At 74.1% G+C, this 14,700-nt stretch carries 11 protein-coding genes; 4 read left to right on the top strand and 7 right to left on the bottom strand.

Annotated elements, in window-relative coordinates; translation table 11 throughout:
* Positions 1-18 precede the first annotated feature (18 nt).
* Positions 19-861, bottom strand: a complete 843-nt coding sequence (locus tag BKA18_RS04975) for a DeoR/GlpR family DNA-binding transcription regulator (protein ID WP_366047527.1) — start codon at positions 859-861, stop codon at positions 19-21.
* Positions 862-1,103: 242 nt separating this feature from the next.
* On the opposite strand from BKA18_RS04975, the gene BKA18_RS04970 reads away from it, so the two are divergent.
* The gene (locus BKA18_RS04970; RefSeq protein WP_429638162.1) at positions 1,104-3,521 is read left to right on the top strand and encodes a hypothetical protein; all 2,418 of its coding nucleotides are present in this window, start codon (positions 1,104-1,106) and stop codon (positions 3,519-3,521) included.
* On the opposite strand, the gene BKA18_RS04965 is transcribed toward BKA18_RS04970, so the two are convergent.
* From BKA18_RS04965 to BKA18_RS04955, 3 genes are all read right to left on the bottom strand, one after another.
* Positions 3,491-5,926: a right-handed parallel beta-helix repeat-containing protein gene (locus BKA18_RS04965; RefSeq protein WP_366047526.1), complete on the bottom strand. Its 2,436-nt coding sequence runs from the start codon at positions 5,924-5,926 to the stop codon at positions 3,491-3,493. The two genes, BKA18_RS04970 and BKA18_RS04965, sit on opposite strands and share 31 nt — an antisense overlap.
* A 166-nt stretch (positions 5,927-6,092) precedes the next feature.
* Positions 6,093-6,695 carry an Rv1733c family protein gene (locus BKA18_RS04960; RefSeq protein ID WP_429638160.1) on the bottom strand — a complete coding sequence of 201 codons (603 nt, stop codon included), beginning with the start codon at positions 6,693-6,695 and terminating at the stop codon, positions 6,093-6,095.
* Positions 6,696-6,917: 222 nt separating this feature from the next.
* A complete protein-coding gene (locus BKA18_RS04955) occupies positions 6,918-8,537 on the bottom strand; it encodes a CocE/NonD family hydrolase (RefSeq protein WP_366047550.1) in 1,620 nt (539 codons plus the stop codon).
* 189 nt (positions 8,538-8,726) lie between these two features.
* Here BKA18_RS04955 and BKA18_RS04950 point away from each other — a divergent pair, with 189 nt between their 5' ends.
* Positions 8,727-9,428, top strand: a complete 702-nt coding sequence (locus tag BKA18_RS04950) for a TetR/AcrR family transcriptional regulator (RefSeq protein ID WP_006607316.1) — start codon at positions 8,727-8,729, stop codon at positions 9,426-9,428.
* Between the two features lie 64 nt (positions 9,429-9,492).
* On the opposite strand, the gene BKA18_RS04945 is transcribed toward BKA18_RS04950, so the two are convergent.
* Together BKA18_RS04945 and BKA18_RS04940 are read right to left on the bottom strand one after the other, a co-directional pair.
* The gene (locus tag BKA18_RS04945; protein ID WP_366047525.1) at positions 9,493-10,317 is read right to left on the bottom strand and encodes an MOSC domain-containing protein; all 825 of its coding nucleotides are present in this window, start codon (positions 10,315-10,317) and stop codon (positions 9,493-9,495) included.
* A 47-nt stretch (positions 10,318-10,364) separates the two neighbouring features.
* On the bottom strand, positions 10,365-10,814 hold the full coding sequence (locus BKA18_RS04940) for a DUF6643 family protein (RefSeq protein WP_366047524.1): 450 nt from the start codon (positions 10,812-10,814) through the stop codon (positions 10,365-10,367).
* A gap of 237 nt (positions 10,815-11,051) precedes the next feature.
* Here BKA18_RS04940 and BKA18_RS04935 point away from each other — a divergent pair, with 237 nt between their 5' ends.
* Positions 11,052-12,452 carry a TerD family protein gene (locus BKA18_RS04935; protein WP_366047523.1) on the top strand — a complete coding sequence of 467 codons (1,401 nt, stop codon included), beginning with the start codon at positions 11,052-11,054 and terminating at the stop codon, positions 12,450-12,452.
* Positions 12,453-12,473: 21 nt separating this feature from the next.
* On the opposite strand, the gene BKA18_RS04930 is transcribed toward BKA18_RS04935, so the two are convergent.
* Positions 12,474-13,622, bottom strand: a complete 1,149-nt coding sequence (locus BKA18_RS04930; RefSeq protein WP_366047549.1) for a glycosyltransferase — start codon at positions 13,620-13,622, stop codon at positions 12,474-12,476.
* A gap of 179 nt (positions 13,623-13,801) precedes the next feature.
* On the opposite strand from BKA18_RS04930, the gene BKA18_RS04925 reads away from it, so the two are divergent.
* Complete coding sequence (locus BKA18_RS04925) at positions 13,802-14,650, top strand: glutamate racemase (RefSeq protein ID WP_366047522.1); 849 nt, start codon at positions 13,802-13,804, stop codon at positions 14,648-14,650.
* Positions 14,651-14,700 lie beyond the last annotated feature (50 nt).

The following is a 14,700-nucleotide window of genomic DNA, read 5'->3' as shown; positions in this document are numbered from 1 at the left end:
ACCATAGCTGGCGCACCGTCAGATGTCTGCGGCCGCCGGCTCTTCGCCCGCCACCACCAGCTCCGGCGGCAGCTCCGCGAACTCCGCGCGCGCCGCGGCCGACAGCCCGGAGTCGGTCACCAGTACTGCGACCTGATCCAGTGTCGCGAACGAACTCAGGCCGACCGTGCCCCACTTGGTGTGATCGGCGACCACCACCACCCGCCGCGCGGACCGCACGAAATGCCGGTTGGTCTCCGCCTCCGCCAGATTCGGCGTCGACAGCCCCGCCTCCACCGATATGCCGTGCACCCCCAGGAAGAGCACATCGAAGTGCAGCGACCGGATCGCGGCATCCGCCACCGGCCCCACCAGGGTGTCCGAGGGCGTACGCACCCCGCCGGTCAGCACCACCGTCGCGGCCCCCGCACGCGGCCCGCCGCCGCTGGCCGCCGCCCGCTGCGCGGTGTAGAACACATCGGCCACCCGCACCGAATTCGTCACCACCGTCAGATCCGGCACCTCCAGCAGCTGATGTGCCAGCGCGAACGCGGTGGTGCCGCCCGCCAGCGCGATCGCGCTGCCGGGCGCCGCCATCTCGGCCGCGGCCCGGGCGATGTCCTCCTTGGCGCTCAGCTCCAGCGCCGACTTCGCCTCGAAACCGGGCTCGTGCGCGCTCGGCTCGCTGACCGGCACCGCGCCGCCGTGCACCTTCTCCACCATGCCCTGACGGGCCAGGGCGTCCAGATCGCGGCGGACCGTCATGTCCGACACCTTCAGCCTGCGGGTGAGTTCATTGACCCGTACCCCGCCGCGCCGTCTGACCTCGTCGAGAATCAGGGCCCGCCGCTGCTCCGCGAGGAGGTTCTGGTTGTCGCTCACCCCGGCCCGTCCCTTCCGCCCCGGCTCGCGCTCCCGGGTCTGCGCGCAGGCTGCCGCCCGCGATCACTGATGACCTCATCCTCGCACGTGGTGCTGACAGCGACGCCGGTTGCCGGTGGTAAGCATGCGGCGCGGCCGGTTCCGGTCGGGGGCCCGGCGCGGGTACTGGATGTGCTCCCGGGGGGAAGGGACAATCCTGGGGCGCCACACCGCACGGCGCCGTACGGACAACGGGGGACATCGTGGAGACCGCGGAACCGACACCGCACGCCCGCACAAAGGACCGTGACACCCCGGCAGACGGTCCACCGGACCCGGCACCACAGCTCTCCCTGGAGCTGCTGGTGCACGGCGTCGGCGGCACCTCGGCCCAGGAGATGCTCGGTGATCCCCGGGTGCAGCTGATCACCGGCGACGACACCGCGGCCTGCTACCGCCGCACGGACGACGCGGACGCCGAGCAGCGGCCCGACGACTACCGGGGCGAGCCGGTCCGCGAGGCGTACTGCTGGTCCAACCTCACCTCGGGCAACGGCGCCCGCGCCCTGTGGCTGATCCTGCTGCCCTTCATGGTCGCCAACCTCGCCCACTGGATGCGCCCGGCCGCACCCCCCGAGCACCGCGCCCAGCGGATCTACGACGTGCTGGTGCGCCTCCTTGCCCTCACCCTCACCGTCCTGCTCGCCGCCGCGGCCTGTGAGGTCGCCCTCGACCTCACGGCCTGGCAATGCGCCGGCACCACCGCCTGCAACGCCGACAAGTCCTGGATGGGCTTTCTCAGCCCCGACAACTCCGGCTGGTGGAGCCCCCCGGGCCGCCGCCTGGCCCTCGCGGCCACGGTGCCGCTGGCCGTGATCGGCTTCCTGTGGGGGCTCTCGCGCCGTACGTGGAGCGCCTACGAATCGGCCTCACCGCCGCCGCGGCAGCCCGGCACCTCCCGGGACACCCCGGCCGCCGAACGCACCGCGCTCAGCCGTGAAGGCTTCTGGTACGGCCGCCGGGTGGTCGCCCGGCTGCGTGCCGCCCACACCACGGCCGGTGTGCTGACCATCGGGACCGTGCTGCTCGCCGCCGGAGCGAAGGCCGACGGGCACGCCGGCGGCAGCACCGCCCTCGCGGTCACCGGCCGGGCGCTGACCGCCCTGGTCGCGCTGCTCGCCGTCGCCACCCTGGCGGTCGTCTGGCGCACCGCCCGCAACGAGGCCGCACCGGACGTCCAGACCGACCGCCTGGTCGTGCGGGTGCTGCCGTTCGCCGCCCTCGCCGTGCTGGCGCTGATCGCCGTGCACACCGGCTGGGCGCGCCCCGGCGCCCGCAGCCACGGCGCGCTGCCCGGCGCCGGCGCCTTCGGCGGGATCGCCGTCTTCCAGGGCCTGCTGGTCCTCGCGCTGGCGCTGACCGCCTGGGTCCTTAAGCGCGCCGCCCGGGACGACGCGCGCACCGCGCTGCGTGGCATGGGCGGGCCGGCCGTCGCCCTGCTGGCCTGCGCGGTCGGCGGGGTGCTGTCCGGGGGAGTGGCCCAGCGCTTCGCGGACTGGCTGGACGGCGACGCGACCCCCGGCCAGGAGCACGCCCCGATTCCCGGGCCGCCGGTCCTGCTGTCCTGGCAGGCCTCGGTCCTGCCCGTCCTCCTGGTGGTCGTCGCCGCCGTCGCGGTGCTCGCCGCCGTCCGGGTGGTGCTCGTCCGCGGCCGGGTGGCCCGGGACGTCCCCGGGCTCTACGACCCGCGCGAGCACCTCGACCGGCGCCGTATCCAGGGCATCGCCGGCGCCATCGCCCGGGCCGGACTCACCGATGCCGCCCCCGTCCTGGTCGCGGCCATCGCGGCGGTCACCCTCGTCCTCGGGGCCGGTGCGGTGGCCGGTGCCTGGCTGACCGACCTGGCGCCGGGCCGCGCCACCGACGGTGCGCCGCCCGTCGTGCACGCCGCCGCCGAGACCGCGGAGTCCCTGGGCTCCTGGCTGATGAGCGCCGGCGTCATACTGCTGATCACCATGGGCCGGCGCGCCTACCGGGACCACGCCGCCCGCCGCACCATCGGCATCCTCTGGGACGTCGGCACGTTCTGGCCGCGCGCCGCCCACCCCTTCGCCCCGCCCTGCTACGCCGAGCGCGCCGTCCCCGACCTCACCTGGCGGATGGCCACCTGGACCGAGCGGTTCGACGGCCGGCTGGTGCTCTCCGGGCACTCCCAGGGCAGTGTGCTGGCGGCCGCCGCGGTCTGGCAGCTGGACCTGGTCACCCGCAGCCGGGTCGCGCTGCTGACGTACGGCAGCCCCCTGGAGCGGCTCTACGGCCGCTGGTTCCCGGCCTTCTTCGGGCCGCCGGCGCTGACCGGTCTGCACCGCGAGATGGACGACTGGCGCAATCTGTGGCGCTTCACCGACCCCATCGGCGGCCCGATCCGGCTCACCTGCGAGGACGGCCGGGGGATCGACGAGGGGCCGCTGCGCGACCCGCTCGCCTTCGGCCGCACCCTGTACCACCCGCTGCCCGCCCAGATCCTGGGCCATGGCGACTACCAGGCCGACCCGGTCTTCGACAGGGTGCGCGGCGAACTCATCGCCCGGCTCAGCCCGGACCTGCCGGGCCAGCGGCCCGCCGGCGCAGGCGCGGACTGCCGGGCGGATCAGGGGAGTTCGGGCAGATCGTCGGCGTAGAGCAGGGTCAGGTCGTCGGTGCTCGGGTCGGTCAGCTGCGCCACCCGGCCCGCGTGCCGCTCGACCATGGCCTCGAACGTCTGCCGCGCGGTGCGGCCGTTGCCGAACGACGGCCCCTTGGGCAGCGCCGTGAAGTACTTCAGCAGCGCCTCGCCGGCTCCGTCGGCGAGGTGGTACTCATGCTCCTCGCCCTGCTGCTCGACGATCCGCAGCAGCTCTTCGGGCGCGTAGTCGCCGAAGGTGATGGTCCGTGAGAAACGGGACGCCACACCGGGGTTGACCGCCAGGAAGCGCGCCATCTCGGCGGTGTAGCCCGCCACGATCACCACCACCGCCTCCCGGTGGTCCTCCATCAGCTTCACCAGGGTGTCGATGGCTTCCTTGCCGAAGTCCCGTCCGGAGTCCTCGGGGGAGAGGGCGTACGCCTCATCGATGAACAGCACCCCGCCGCGCGCCCGGTCGAACGCCTCCTGGGTACGGATCGCCGTCGACCCGATGTGCTCGCCCACCAGGTCCACCCGGGACACCTCGACCAGATGCCCGCGGTCCAACACCCCGAGCGCGGCGAGGATTTCGCCGTATAGCCGGGCCACGGTCGTCTTGCCGGTACCGGGGGAGCCGGTGAACACCAGATGGCGGCGTACCGAGGCGGCCTTCAGTCCCGCCTGCTGCCGGCGGCGCCCCACCTCGATCATGTTGATCAGGCTGCGCACCTCACGCTTGACGCTCTCCAGGCCCACCAGGGTGTCCAGTTCACCCAGCACCTCGTCGGAGGGCCGGCTGCTGACGGCCGGGGCCGCGGGAGCGGACGGGGCAGCCGGCGGGGCCTGGGCCGGAACGTTGCCCAGCAGCCCGGCCGTCTGGGTCGCCTGCTGGACGGCGGGCGCTGCCACCGCAGCGGCCGCCGGCGCCGGGAGCGCACGGCTCTCGTCGCTGGTGCAGTCCTGGACCGTCGGCCCGTCACCCTGCCCCGCGCCGCCCTCGGCGAACTCGTAGCCGCCGCGCGCGCACCGCTCCGTACGGCACCGCGTCAAGGTCGTACGGCAGCCGTCGATCACATGGAAGCCGAAGCCCGAACTCCCGGTGACCCGGCAGCCGTGGAAGGTGCCGCGACCCTCCGCGGAGACGTAGAACCCGGCCTCGGCCGGTGAACTGACCGTGCACCCCTCGATGGTGGGGTCCGCGCCCTTGGTGACGATCACGCCGGTCTGCGCACCGTCGATGGTGCAGTGCGCGAGCGTGCCGCCGCTGCCGTGGTCGCGGAACCACGCGCCGGTGGCGGCCTCCCGGATCCGGCAGTCGTCGAGCTGGACGGTGGCGCCGTCGCTGACCGACACCGCGGTGTTGCGGACCTGGGCGAGGTCGCAGTCCACCACATCGGCGCGCGAGCCCCGGTCCAGTACGAACAGTGCGTCCGGCACGTCGTGCACCCGGGTCGAGTCGAGTACGGCGGTGGCGCCGTCGCTGACCCACACCGCCGGATAGTCGCCCGTGCTGTCGTGGATCTCGCACTGGTTGGCGTCCACCCGGGTGCCCGGGTCCCATACGGACAGGCCGTTGCGCCCGAAGTGCCGCACCGTGCTGCGGGTCAGCGTCAGCACCGAACGGGACCGCAGATCGACCGCGTTCTCCGGGATGTCGTGGATGTCGCAGTCGGCGAGGGTGAGGACCGCGTCGGTGTCCAGGGTGACCCCGTCGGCGGAGGTGCGGTGCACCGTGCAGTCGGTGAAGTGGCCGGTGGCCCGCGCGGCGATCTGGATCCCTGCGCCCTTGATCTCGTACAGCTCACAGCCGACCGCCTCGACCGCGCTGCCCTCGCCGTTGACCGACAGGCCGGCGCCCGAGGCGTGGTGGATCCGGCACTTCTCCAGCCGCGGATGGGCCCCGTCGCGCACCGCCACGCCGGCCTGCCCGGCGGCCACCACCTCGCACTCCTCGAAGAGGCCGCCGGCGCCGTCCAGGACGCTGATGCCCACCCCGCCCGGATTGTCGACCGTGCAGCGGCGCACCGTCGGGCGGGCGCCGCCGCGGACCTCGATGCCGGACGCGGACCGGGTCACCACCCGCAGGCCGGACAGCTCCGGGGCGCCGTCCTCCACCAGCAGGGCGGGAGACGTCGAATCCGTCGCCTCCAGATGCAGATCGTGGACGGTGGCCGAGGCCCGGACCGTCAGCGCCACCCCGTCGGCCGGGGCGATCCGCACCGCACCGCGCGCCCCGTCCGGGCCGCGCAGCGTCACCGCGCGCCCCAGCACCAGATTCTCCCGGTACGTACCGGCCGGGACCGTCAGCACATCACCGTCCCCGGCGGCCTCCAGGGCGGCGGCGAGCGAGCTGTACTCCCCTGTGCGGCGCCGCCACCGCGAGGTTCCGGAGTGCGTCACCTGGACCGAGGCCTGTGCCATGGTGCTGTCGTGTCCCCACTTCGTGCGGCTGTTGTCGGCTCGCCGGCATCCGTCCGCGGATGTCCGCATTTCGGCCGGCGAGGCGCCGGCCGAAGGGCCGGCGCCACCACCGTAGCGCGCCCGGCGAGCGGTAGTTGACACGGTCAGCAGCCTGGTCAGCCGCCCCTCAACTACCGTGGTCGGCCCGGCCCCAGTCCTGGCCCGCCCGCTCCCACTCCTGGTCCCAGCGGCGGAAGCGACGCACCATCAGCTGCCAGCCGACCAGCCGCCGGGCACCCTCGATCATCATGCCGACCCCGGCCGCGGTGCCCAGGCCGGCCAGCACCGCATGCGTACCGGCCGTGCTGACGTCCATCGGCCGCGGCATCACCCGGCCCCGGTCGTCCGTCCAGATCCGGAACCGCTCGCCGGGCTCGACGGGCCGTGGCGCGGCGAGCTCCCCGATGCGGGCGCTGCCGTCCGACGCCGTCCAGCGGGCGATGACCCGGCGGTGCGCATCGCGCTGCGAAGCGGTTTCCGGATCGGGGTCGAGCGGGGCCCGCGACACCAGCCGGTCGACCGTGACCCACACCAGCTGCCGCTGCTGGTGCTGTATCCGTACGGTCTCCAGCAGCGCGCCGTGCGCGGACCGGCCGGCGAGCCAGCCCGCACAGGTCGCGCCGAGGGCGATCAGCAGGGCGGCGACGAGCGCCACCCAGGCCTCGATCCGGTCGGTGCGGCGCCACAGCGGACTGTGCCGCCAGCGCCAGACCCCGCGCATCGCTCGCATGGTTGCCCCCTCTCGGTGTGTCCGTGAATACCCCATCGCGGGTGGTCCCCGCGAGAGTTCTGCGAAGAGGGAGCAACTTCAGGCCGTACAAAACGTGACATCAGGAGGGATAGGCCCGCCGCTCGTACGTCTGTCTCCTTGCGGCGGGAGCGGTTCGGGACGGCCGTTGCCGGCGGCCGGGAGCCGCCTTCGCCGCCGGGACGGCGAAGGCGTCCGGGCCCGTCAGTGTGCGGGCCCGCGGGCGTCGAAGTCCGCGTCGGCGAGGGGCAGGGCGAGCGCGGACGGGTGGTGGAGCGAGATCTCGGACGGCTGGAGGCGGGTGGCCGTCGCCAGCGGTTCACCGGTGCCGGTGTTGCGGGCGAAGCGCGGGTGGGCGCCGCCGCTGATCTGCAGGCGGATCATGTGTCCGGCGGCGAAGCGGTGGGCGGTGGCGCTCATGTCCACCGTGACCTCGGCCGGGCCGTCTTCGGTGAGGTGGAGCCGCCGCAGCCCGTCGCAGACGTTGACCGAGCGGCCCCGGTCGTCGACGTCGCAGAGCCGCGCGAAGACATCGGCGTGGCCGGTGTCGGTCGTGACCCGTAGTTCCGCCCGGACCGGCCCGACGACGTCCAGCGGTTCGGTGAGCGGCGCGGTGGTGAAGGTCAGTACGTCGTCCCGGGCCTCCAAAGCGGTGTTGTCCCGGCTTCCGGCCTTGGGGGACAGCAGCGGACCGCCGACCGAGGGGGTCGGGTCGGCCGGGTCGTAGCGGAACGACAGCGGCGCGGCGGTGTCTTCGGGAGCCCGGTCGCGCAGTGTGCCGCCGCTGCCGAGGTACCAGCGCCGGTCCGTGGCGGGCGGGGGCCAGTGGGGGAGGTCGTGCCAGGTCCGCCGGCCGCCCACGTGGACCCGCACCCTCGACTCCCGCAGGCCGGCGGGGTCGTCACACAGATGGGCCCGCAGCCACGCCAGGCTTGCGGTGAGCGCCTCGAGCCCGCCCGGTGCGGAGTTGTGCGTCCAGGGGCCGATGAGCAGGGAGGCGTCGCAGCCGGCCCGCCCGAGCCGGGCGTACTGCTGCAGGGTCTGGTCGAGCAGCGCATCGTGCCAGCCGGTGATCAGGGCGGTCGGTACGGTCAGCCGCTCGGCCGCGACCCCTGCGTCCGCCCCGTGCCAGTGCGGGTCCTCGGGGTCGGGGTGGGCCATCACCTCCTCCAGATACGGCACCCGGCCGCCGAGACCGGCCGCGTACACCTCGCCGAGGGGGAGGGTCCGGGAGATCTTCCCCATGTGGCGCTGCAACCGCAGCGCGGCCCGCACGGACTCCCTCATGCCCTGGTGCTGGGACAGCCGGCCCATCGTGGAGGTCAGCCCGGTCTCCAGGGAGAACGCGCCCCCGGGGTGGAAGAAGGCGTGCAGGTCGTGCAGGCCGACCTGGACCACCATCGCCCGCAGCTCCGGCGGCGGATCCAGCGCGAGCGCCCACTGGACGTAGCCGAGGTAGCTGGCGCCGATCGTCCCCAACACGCCGGTGAACCACGGCTGTTGGCGCAGCCAGGCGACGGTGGCCTGGCCGTCGGCGGCTTCGTTGCGCCACAGGTCGGTTTCGCCGCCGGACCCGCCCGAGCCGCGGCAGCTCTGCAGGACGACATGGAAGCCCTGTTCGGCCAGGTGCACGCCGTACATGGGCGCCCAGGGGAAGCCCCGGCCGTACGGGGAGCGGACCAGGACGGTGGGGAAGTCGCCGGCGGCCAGGGGGAAGTAGTGGTCGGTCAGCAGGGCGCTGCCGTCGGCGGCGGGCACCACGAGGCCGGGCTCGTGGGCGACGTCATGGAGCTTGGGCGGGAGGTTCCCCATGGTGCGCCTCATGGCCCGGGTGCGCAGGGGCAGCTTCTTCGCGGAGGGGTGGGCGGTCGCCGTCGTCACGGTGCCTCGATTCCTGAGCAGGAGCGCGGGTATTCCCGTACGTCGTACTAGAATAGACGATGAGAGGATGGCGCGCAGGAACGAGGAGAGGCTGCCGTGGCCCGAACAAGCACAGCCGGCCGCAGTACCGGAGTGGATCCCGAGGCGCTCTGGCCGACGGCCGAACGCCCGCGGCGGGGGCGGCCGCCGGCGCACAGCCGCGCCGAGATCACCGCCGAGGCCGTCGCCCTCGCCGACGCCGAAGGGCTCACCGCCGTCACGATGCGCGCGGTCGCGGCCCGGATCGGGGCCGGCACGATGTCCCTCTACAGCTACGTCCCCAACAAGGAGACGCTGCTGGAGCTCATGATCGACCAGGTCAGCGGCGATCACCGGATGCCCCGCGAACCCTCCGGCGACTGGCGTGCGGACCTGCGGCAACTCGCCCGTGAACAGCGCGCGCTCATGCGGCGTCACCCGTGGCTGCCGACCGCGCTGCCCGCCCGACAGACGCTCGGCCCGAACGCCCTCACCGTCCTGGAGTACGCGCTGGCCGTCCTGGCCCCCGCCGGCCTGGACGCCCGGGCCCGGCTGGAGACCTTCACCCTGCTCACCGGGTTCGTGGCCAGTCACGTTTCGTACGAACTCGCCCAGGAGCAGGCGACCGTGGCCGCCGGCCGTACCTCCCGCGACCTCCTGGAGGCCCAGGCGCGCCACCTCCGGTCCGTTGCCACCGGGGATTCCTACCCCCACCTCGCCGAAGCCCTGACGGCGGCGAGCCAGGACTCAGGCGATCAGGAGGCCTTCGACCGCCTGCTGGACCGCATGATCGACGGGCTGACGGCAGCGGTCTGACGGCAGCGGTCTGACGGCCGGGGTACGGCCGGCGAGCTGCCAGGGCGAGGCCCGCGCCGGACCGTCAGTCGAGTATCTCGAACGGGTCGCCGATTCGGATCGTGCCGACCCCGCGCGGTATCAGGTTCTGGCCGAAGACCAGCCGGTCACCGAAGCGGCGGTGGCGGGCGAGGGTGCGCAGCGGCTCCTTGCCGCGCTCGGCGGTGCGCTGGTCGGTCGTCGTGACCACGCAGCGGGCGCAGGGCTTGGCCACCTCGAAGACCACCTCGCCGATGCGGATCCGCCGCCAGCCGTCCTCCGCCCAGGGGGCGGTGCCGTCCACCACCACATTGGGCCGGAAGCGGTCCATGGGCAGCGGCCCCTCGTCGGCATGGTCGCCCTGCGCGATGAGGGAGTTGAGGGCGTCCAGCGAGGAGCCGGTGGTCAGCAGCAGCGGGAAGCCGTCGGCGAAGCTGACCGTGTCACCGGGCGCGCAGAACTCCGGCGCGATGGGGCGGCGCTTCTCCGGGGCGTCGAGATGCACCAGCCGGCATTCGATGCCCAGATACCCGCGAAACCACTCGGCCGCCGCCGGATCCGCGGGCACCGCCTCGACCTCGTCCTTCCAGACCTCCACCGGGAGGGTCTCCCCGGAGGCGGGCACCTCGACCGTCAACGGCTGCCGTCCGGGCGCGGTGAGGCGCAGCGCGCCACCCGGCAGCTCCTGGGCATGCGCCAATGCCAGGGCCGGCTGCTGCCGTTGGGTGAGCTGCCTGCGCTCGGCATCGACCAGCAGCCAGCGTCGGTCCCCGGCGAGCCCCCAGGGCTCCACGACCGCCTCGCCGGGATCTGACCCCGCAATGGATTTGACCGGATAGAGATGGATCGAACGCAGCGCAGGCTTCGGCATGCGATCCATCCTGCCAGCCGCCTCGGACAGTTGACCGATCGGCCAGGTCAGTACCCCCGCGGATACTGACGGCCGTAGGGATCGTCGTAGGGCGAGGCAGGCCGCGGCGCCACCGGAGCGGCCGGCCGCATCGCCTCGTACCCCGTGCCCATGGGCGGGCGCTGGGGCTGCTGCTGTTGCGGGGACGGATAGCCGCGCCCGCCCGCCTGCTGCGGGATGTACGGCGCCGGGGCCTGCTGCAGCGGGGCGACCGGCTGTGCGGCCGCGCCCGGGTAGCCCTGCGGGGGCGACGGATAGGAGGGTGCGGCAGGCAGCGCCGGAAGTGCCGGCCGGGCCGGCGCATAGGACGAGACCGTGTCGTAAGGGGCGGGGTTCACCCGGATCGGGGCGATCTGCGGTGTGCCGCGTTCTGCGACGAGGCTGTCGTAGATCGGGGTGTCCGGGAAGGAAGGCGAAGCGTAGTAGCCGCCGCCATAGGTAGAGCGGGGGGAGGTCATGCTTCATAAGTTAAGCCCACGATGTGCCGATTGGGGAGTCTGGAAAGCGGGTTGTTTTCCGTGTTCGGAGTGGCTGCGGAGCGCCAATGCGAGCGAACTTGTGGAAATCGGTCGCGATCGCCCGTAGGGATCGTGTAAAGACCCCGCTCCTCGCAGGTGAACGGGGGGCGTTCGGAACGGTTCGGGCCAAGTAGGTTGGGTGGCGCCACCACCGGCGGACGAGAGGAAGGCGCGGCGATGTCGATGCTCAAGGGCAGCAATGTTCCGGTCCCGGCCGCGGCGGTCCGGGTGGAGCTGGGATGGCAGGCCGCCCCGGGGACACCGGACGTGGACGCCTCCGCGCTGCTGCTGGTGTCCGGAAAGGTCCGCGACGACGGCGACTTCGTCTTCTACAACCAGGCCGCGCACCGCTCCGGCGCCGTACGCCACGAGGGCAAGCGCCCGGCCGGCGGCGCGCTGACCGACAGCCTCACCGTCGAGCTGGCCGCCGTCGAACCCGCCGTGGACACGGTGGTGCTCGCCGCCTCCGCCCACGACGGCACCTTCGGGAGCGTCCCCGGGCTGCACATCCGGGTGCTGGACGCCGCGGGCGGTGCCGAGCTCGCCCGCTTCGACAGCCAGGACGCCGGCCCCGAGACCGCCTTCGTGCTCGGCGAGCTCTACCGCCGCCAGGGCGCCTGGAAGTTCCGCGCGGTGGGGCAGGGCTACGACACCGGTCTCGCCGGTCTGGCCACCGACTTCGGCATCAGCGTCGAGGAGCCCGCGGCGCCGCAGCCCGCGCCCGCCCCGGCCCCTGCCGTGCCGCCGCCCGCCCCGGCCGTGCCGACGCCGCCGCTCGCCGCGCCCCCGGCCATGGCGCCCGCGCCTCCCATGCCGCCCGCCGCGCCCCCCGTGCCGACGGGGGAGCCGGTGACGTCCGTCCCGCCCCCGCCGGGGCAGCACGCCCCCGCCCCGGTGCCGCCGGCCGTCCGGCTGACCAAGGTGACGCTCACGAAGGCGGCGCCCGCCGTCTCGCTGACGAAGCAGGGCGGCACCTCCGGGGCGATGCGGGTGAACCTCAACTGGAGCAGCGGCACGGCCGGCAAGCGGCTGGGCAAGACCCTCGGCCGCAAGGCCATGCAGGCCATGGGCGCCCGCGGCGCGCTGCTGCCCCCGTCCGGTGAGCTCGACCTCGACCTGTGCGCGCTGTACGAACTCACCGACGGCGCCGCCGGTGTGATCCATCCGCTCGGCAACAACTTCGGCGCCCTGCACGCCCCGCCGTACATCCAGCTCGACGGCGACGACCGCACCGGCGCCGTCACGGCCGGCGAGAACCTGACCATCAACCTCGACCACCAGGCCCGGATCAAGCGCATCCTGATCTTCGTCACCGTCTACGCGGGCGCCCGCAGCTTCGAGGGCCTGAACGCGACGGTCACCCTCCAGCCCCAGTACGGCGCCCCGGTCGACTTCTCGCTCGACGCCTGCACGGTGCCCTCCAACGTCTGCGCGCTGGCCCTGATCACGAACACCGGCAGCGAACTCGTCGTCCAGCGCGAGGCCCGCTACCTCGTGCCCGCGCCCGGCGTCAGCCCGCAGCGGACCGTCGACCAGGCCTACGGCTGGGGCCTGGACTGGTCACCGGCCAGGAAGTGACCGCGGCACCGGGGGCGCCGCTCAGGGCTTCGGGTACGTCCGGCCCTTCCATGCCGCGCCGCGCCCCCGGTGGTGCTGCACCGCCGAGTCCACCGTCATCAGCAAATACAGCAGCGCGGTGAACGGCAGCAGCGGAGCCGTCCACCACGGCTGCCCGTAATGGCGCAGCATCGGCAGATACGTCCCACACATCACCGCCCAGGCCGCCCCACCCAGCGCGGCCGTCGCCGTATCGCCACCGGCCGCCCCGGCCACCAGCGCGACGGGCGGCACGAGGTACACCAGCGTCAGGCCGAGCACCGTGCCGAGCAACAGCAACGGCCGGTGCCGCAGTTGGGCGTACGCGCTGCGCGAGACCATCCGCCACAGATCGGCCGGCCGCGGATACGGCCGCACACTGGCCACCCGGTCCGCCAGCCCCAGCCAGATCCTCCCGCCGGAGCGCTTGACCGCGCGGGCCAGCGCCACATCGTCGATCACCGCATGCCGGATCGTCTCCGGGATGCCCGCCCGCTCGGCGGCCTCCCGCCGCAGCAGCACACAGCCGCCGGCCGCCGCCGCGGTCCGCGCCCCGGGACGGTTGACCCACCGGAAGGGATACAGCTGCCCGAAGAAGTACACGAACGCCGGGACGATCAGCCGCTCCCAGCGCGTCACCACCCGCAGCCGCGCCATCTGCGACACCAGATCCCACTCCGCCGACCGGGCGGCTGCCACCAACTCCCGCAGACTGTCCGGTTCGTGTGCGATGTCCGCGTCGGTCAGCAGGAGATATTCCGGCTCCACGCGCTCGTGCGCCAGCGCCATGCCGTGCCGCAGCGCCCACAGCTTCCCCGTCCACCCCGGCCCGGGCTCGCCGGGCGCGGACACCGTCAGCGGCAGCCCGCCCCGCGCCGCCGCCAGCTCCCGGGCGAGCGCGCCGGTCCCGTCCGTGCTGCCGTCGTCGACCAGGAACACCTCCGCCCGGCCCGGGTACTTCTGCCCGAGCAGCGACGGCAGGCTGTCCGGCAGCACCACGGCCTCGTCCCGCGCCGGGACCACGACCGCGACGGACGGCCAGCGCTCGGGATCCCGGCGGGCCGGCAGCCGGACGTCCGTCCGCCAGAAGAAGCCCTGCCCCAGCAGCAGCCACACCCACGCCAGCAGTGACCCGGCACCGATCCACTCCATCGCTCCCACGGCACCGCAGTCTGCCGCACCGCACCCGGCGCACGGCGGTGATCGGCACGGAGTCCCCGGCGTGGCGCCCCCGCGGGAACGGCCGGAACGCCACGGTCCGCCCGCGGCGGGCAGCCGCCGGTCGCCGCCCGGTATGACAAGACGGACGCCCGGCTGAGTAAAGTGTCCGGGTGAAGATCGCGCTGATGGACTCCGGGAATGGGCTGCTCGCGGCGGCCGCCGCCATGCGGCGACTGCGGCCGGACGCGGATCTGGTGCTCTCCAGCGACCCCGACGGAATGCCGTGGGGGCCCCGTACGCCCGACGACGTCACCGCCCATGCGCTGGCGGTGGCCCGCGCCGCGGCCGCGCACCGGCCCGACGCCCTGATCGTCGCCTGCAACACCGCGTCCGTGCACGCCCTGCCGGCCCTCCGCGCCGCGCTCGAACCCGGCATCCCGGTCATCGGCACCGTCCCGGCCATCAAGCCCGCCGCGGCCGGCGGCGGCCCGGTCGCCATCTGGGCCACCCCCGCCACCACCGGCAGCCCCTACCAGCGGGATCTGATCGACCGTTTCGGGCAGGGCGTGGACGTCACCGGTGTGCCCTGCCCGGGGCTCGCCGACGCGGTCCAGGAGGCCGACGAGGCCGCCATCGACGCCGCCATCGCGGCCGCCGCGCAGCGCACCCCCCGGGACGTACGGGCCGTGGTCCTGGGCTGCACCCACTACGAGCTGGTCGCCCAGCGCATCCGGGCCGCCGTCCAGCAGCCCGGCGCCCCCGCACTCGTACTGCACGGCTCCGCCGAGGCGGTCGCCGCCCAGGCGCTGCGCCGTATCGGAGCCGAGCCGGCACCTGCCGCCGCCCCGACCGGCACCCTCGGTGTGATCCTCAGCGGCCGCCCCGCAGCCCTCCCGGCCGCGGCGCTCGTCTACGCCGAGGGCCGGCTGCTCGCTCAGAGCCGTACGGACGACACCGTGGTGTCGCCGCCGGACGCCGCGACCGAGGCCGACGGGGCCGCCGCCACCGCCCGCCGCTGACACCGGACGCGACCTCGCGCGCCCCGCAAACCGGGCCGTCGACGACGCGT

Origin of the sequence: Streptomyces auratus, from assembly GCF_050433025.1 — a bacterium.
GTDB classification, from domain to species: Bacteria; Actinomycetota; Actinomycetes; order Streptomycetales; family Streptomycetaceae; genus Streptomyces; species Streptomyces sioyaensis.
Note: the sequence above shows the minus strand (reverse complement) of the source record. Positions and strands in the feature narration are given on the sequence as shown.

What these genes read in the sequence shown, in the direction of transcription:
- BKA18_RS04965 (WP_366047526.1), bottom strand. Translation starts at nt 5,926, where the DNA reads ATGGCACAGGCCTCGGTCCAGGTGACGCACTCCGGAACCTCGCGGTGG.
- BKA18_RS04960 (WP_429638160.1), bottom strand. Translation starts at nt 6,695, where the DNA reads ATGCGAGCGATGCGCGGGGTCTGGCGCTGGCGGCACAGTCCGCTGTGG.
- BKA18_RS04955 (WP_366047550.1), bottom strand. Translation starts at nt 8,537, where the DNA reads ATGAGGCGCACCATGGGGAACCTCCCGCCCAAGCTCCATGACGTCGCC.
- BKA18_RS04945 (WP_366047525.1), bottom strand. Translation starts at nt 10,317, where the DNA reads ATGCCGAAGCCTGCGCTGCGTTCGATCCATCTCTATCCGGTCAAATCC.
- BKA18_RS04940 (WP_366047524.1), bottom strand. Translation starts at nt 10,814, where the DNA reads ATGACCTCCCCCCGCTCTACCTATGGCGGCGGCTACTACGCTTCGCCT.
- BKA18_RS04935 (WP_366047523.1), top strand. Translation starts at nt 11,052, where the DNA reads ATGTCGATGCTCAAGGGCAGCAATGTTCCGGTCCCGGCCGCGGCGGTC.
- BKA18_RS04930 (WP_366047549.1), bottom strand. Translation starts at nt 13,622, where the DNA reads ATGGAGTGGATCGGTGCCGGGTCACTGCTGGCGTGGGTGTGGCTGCTG.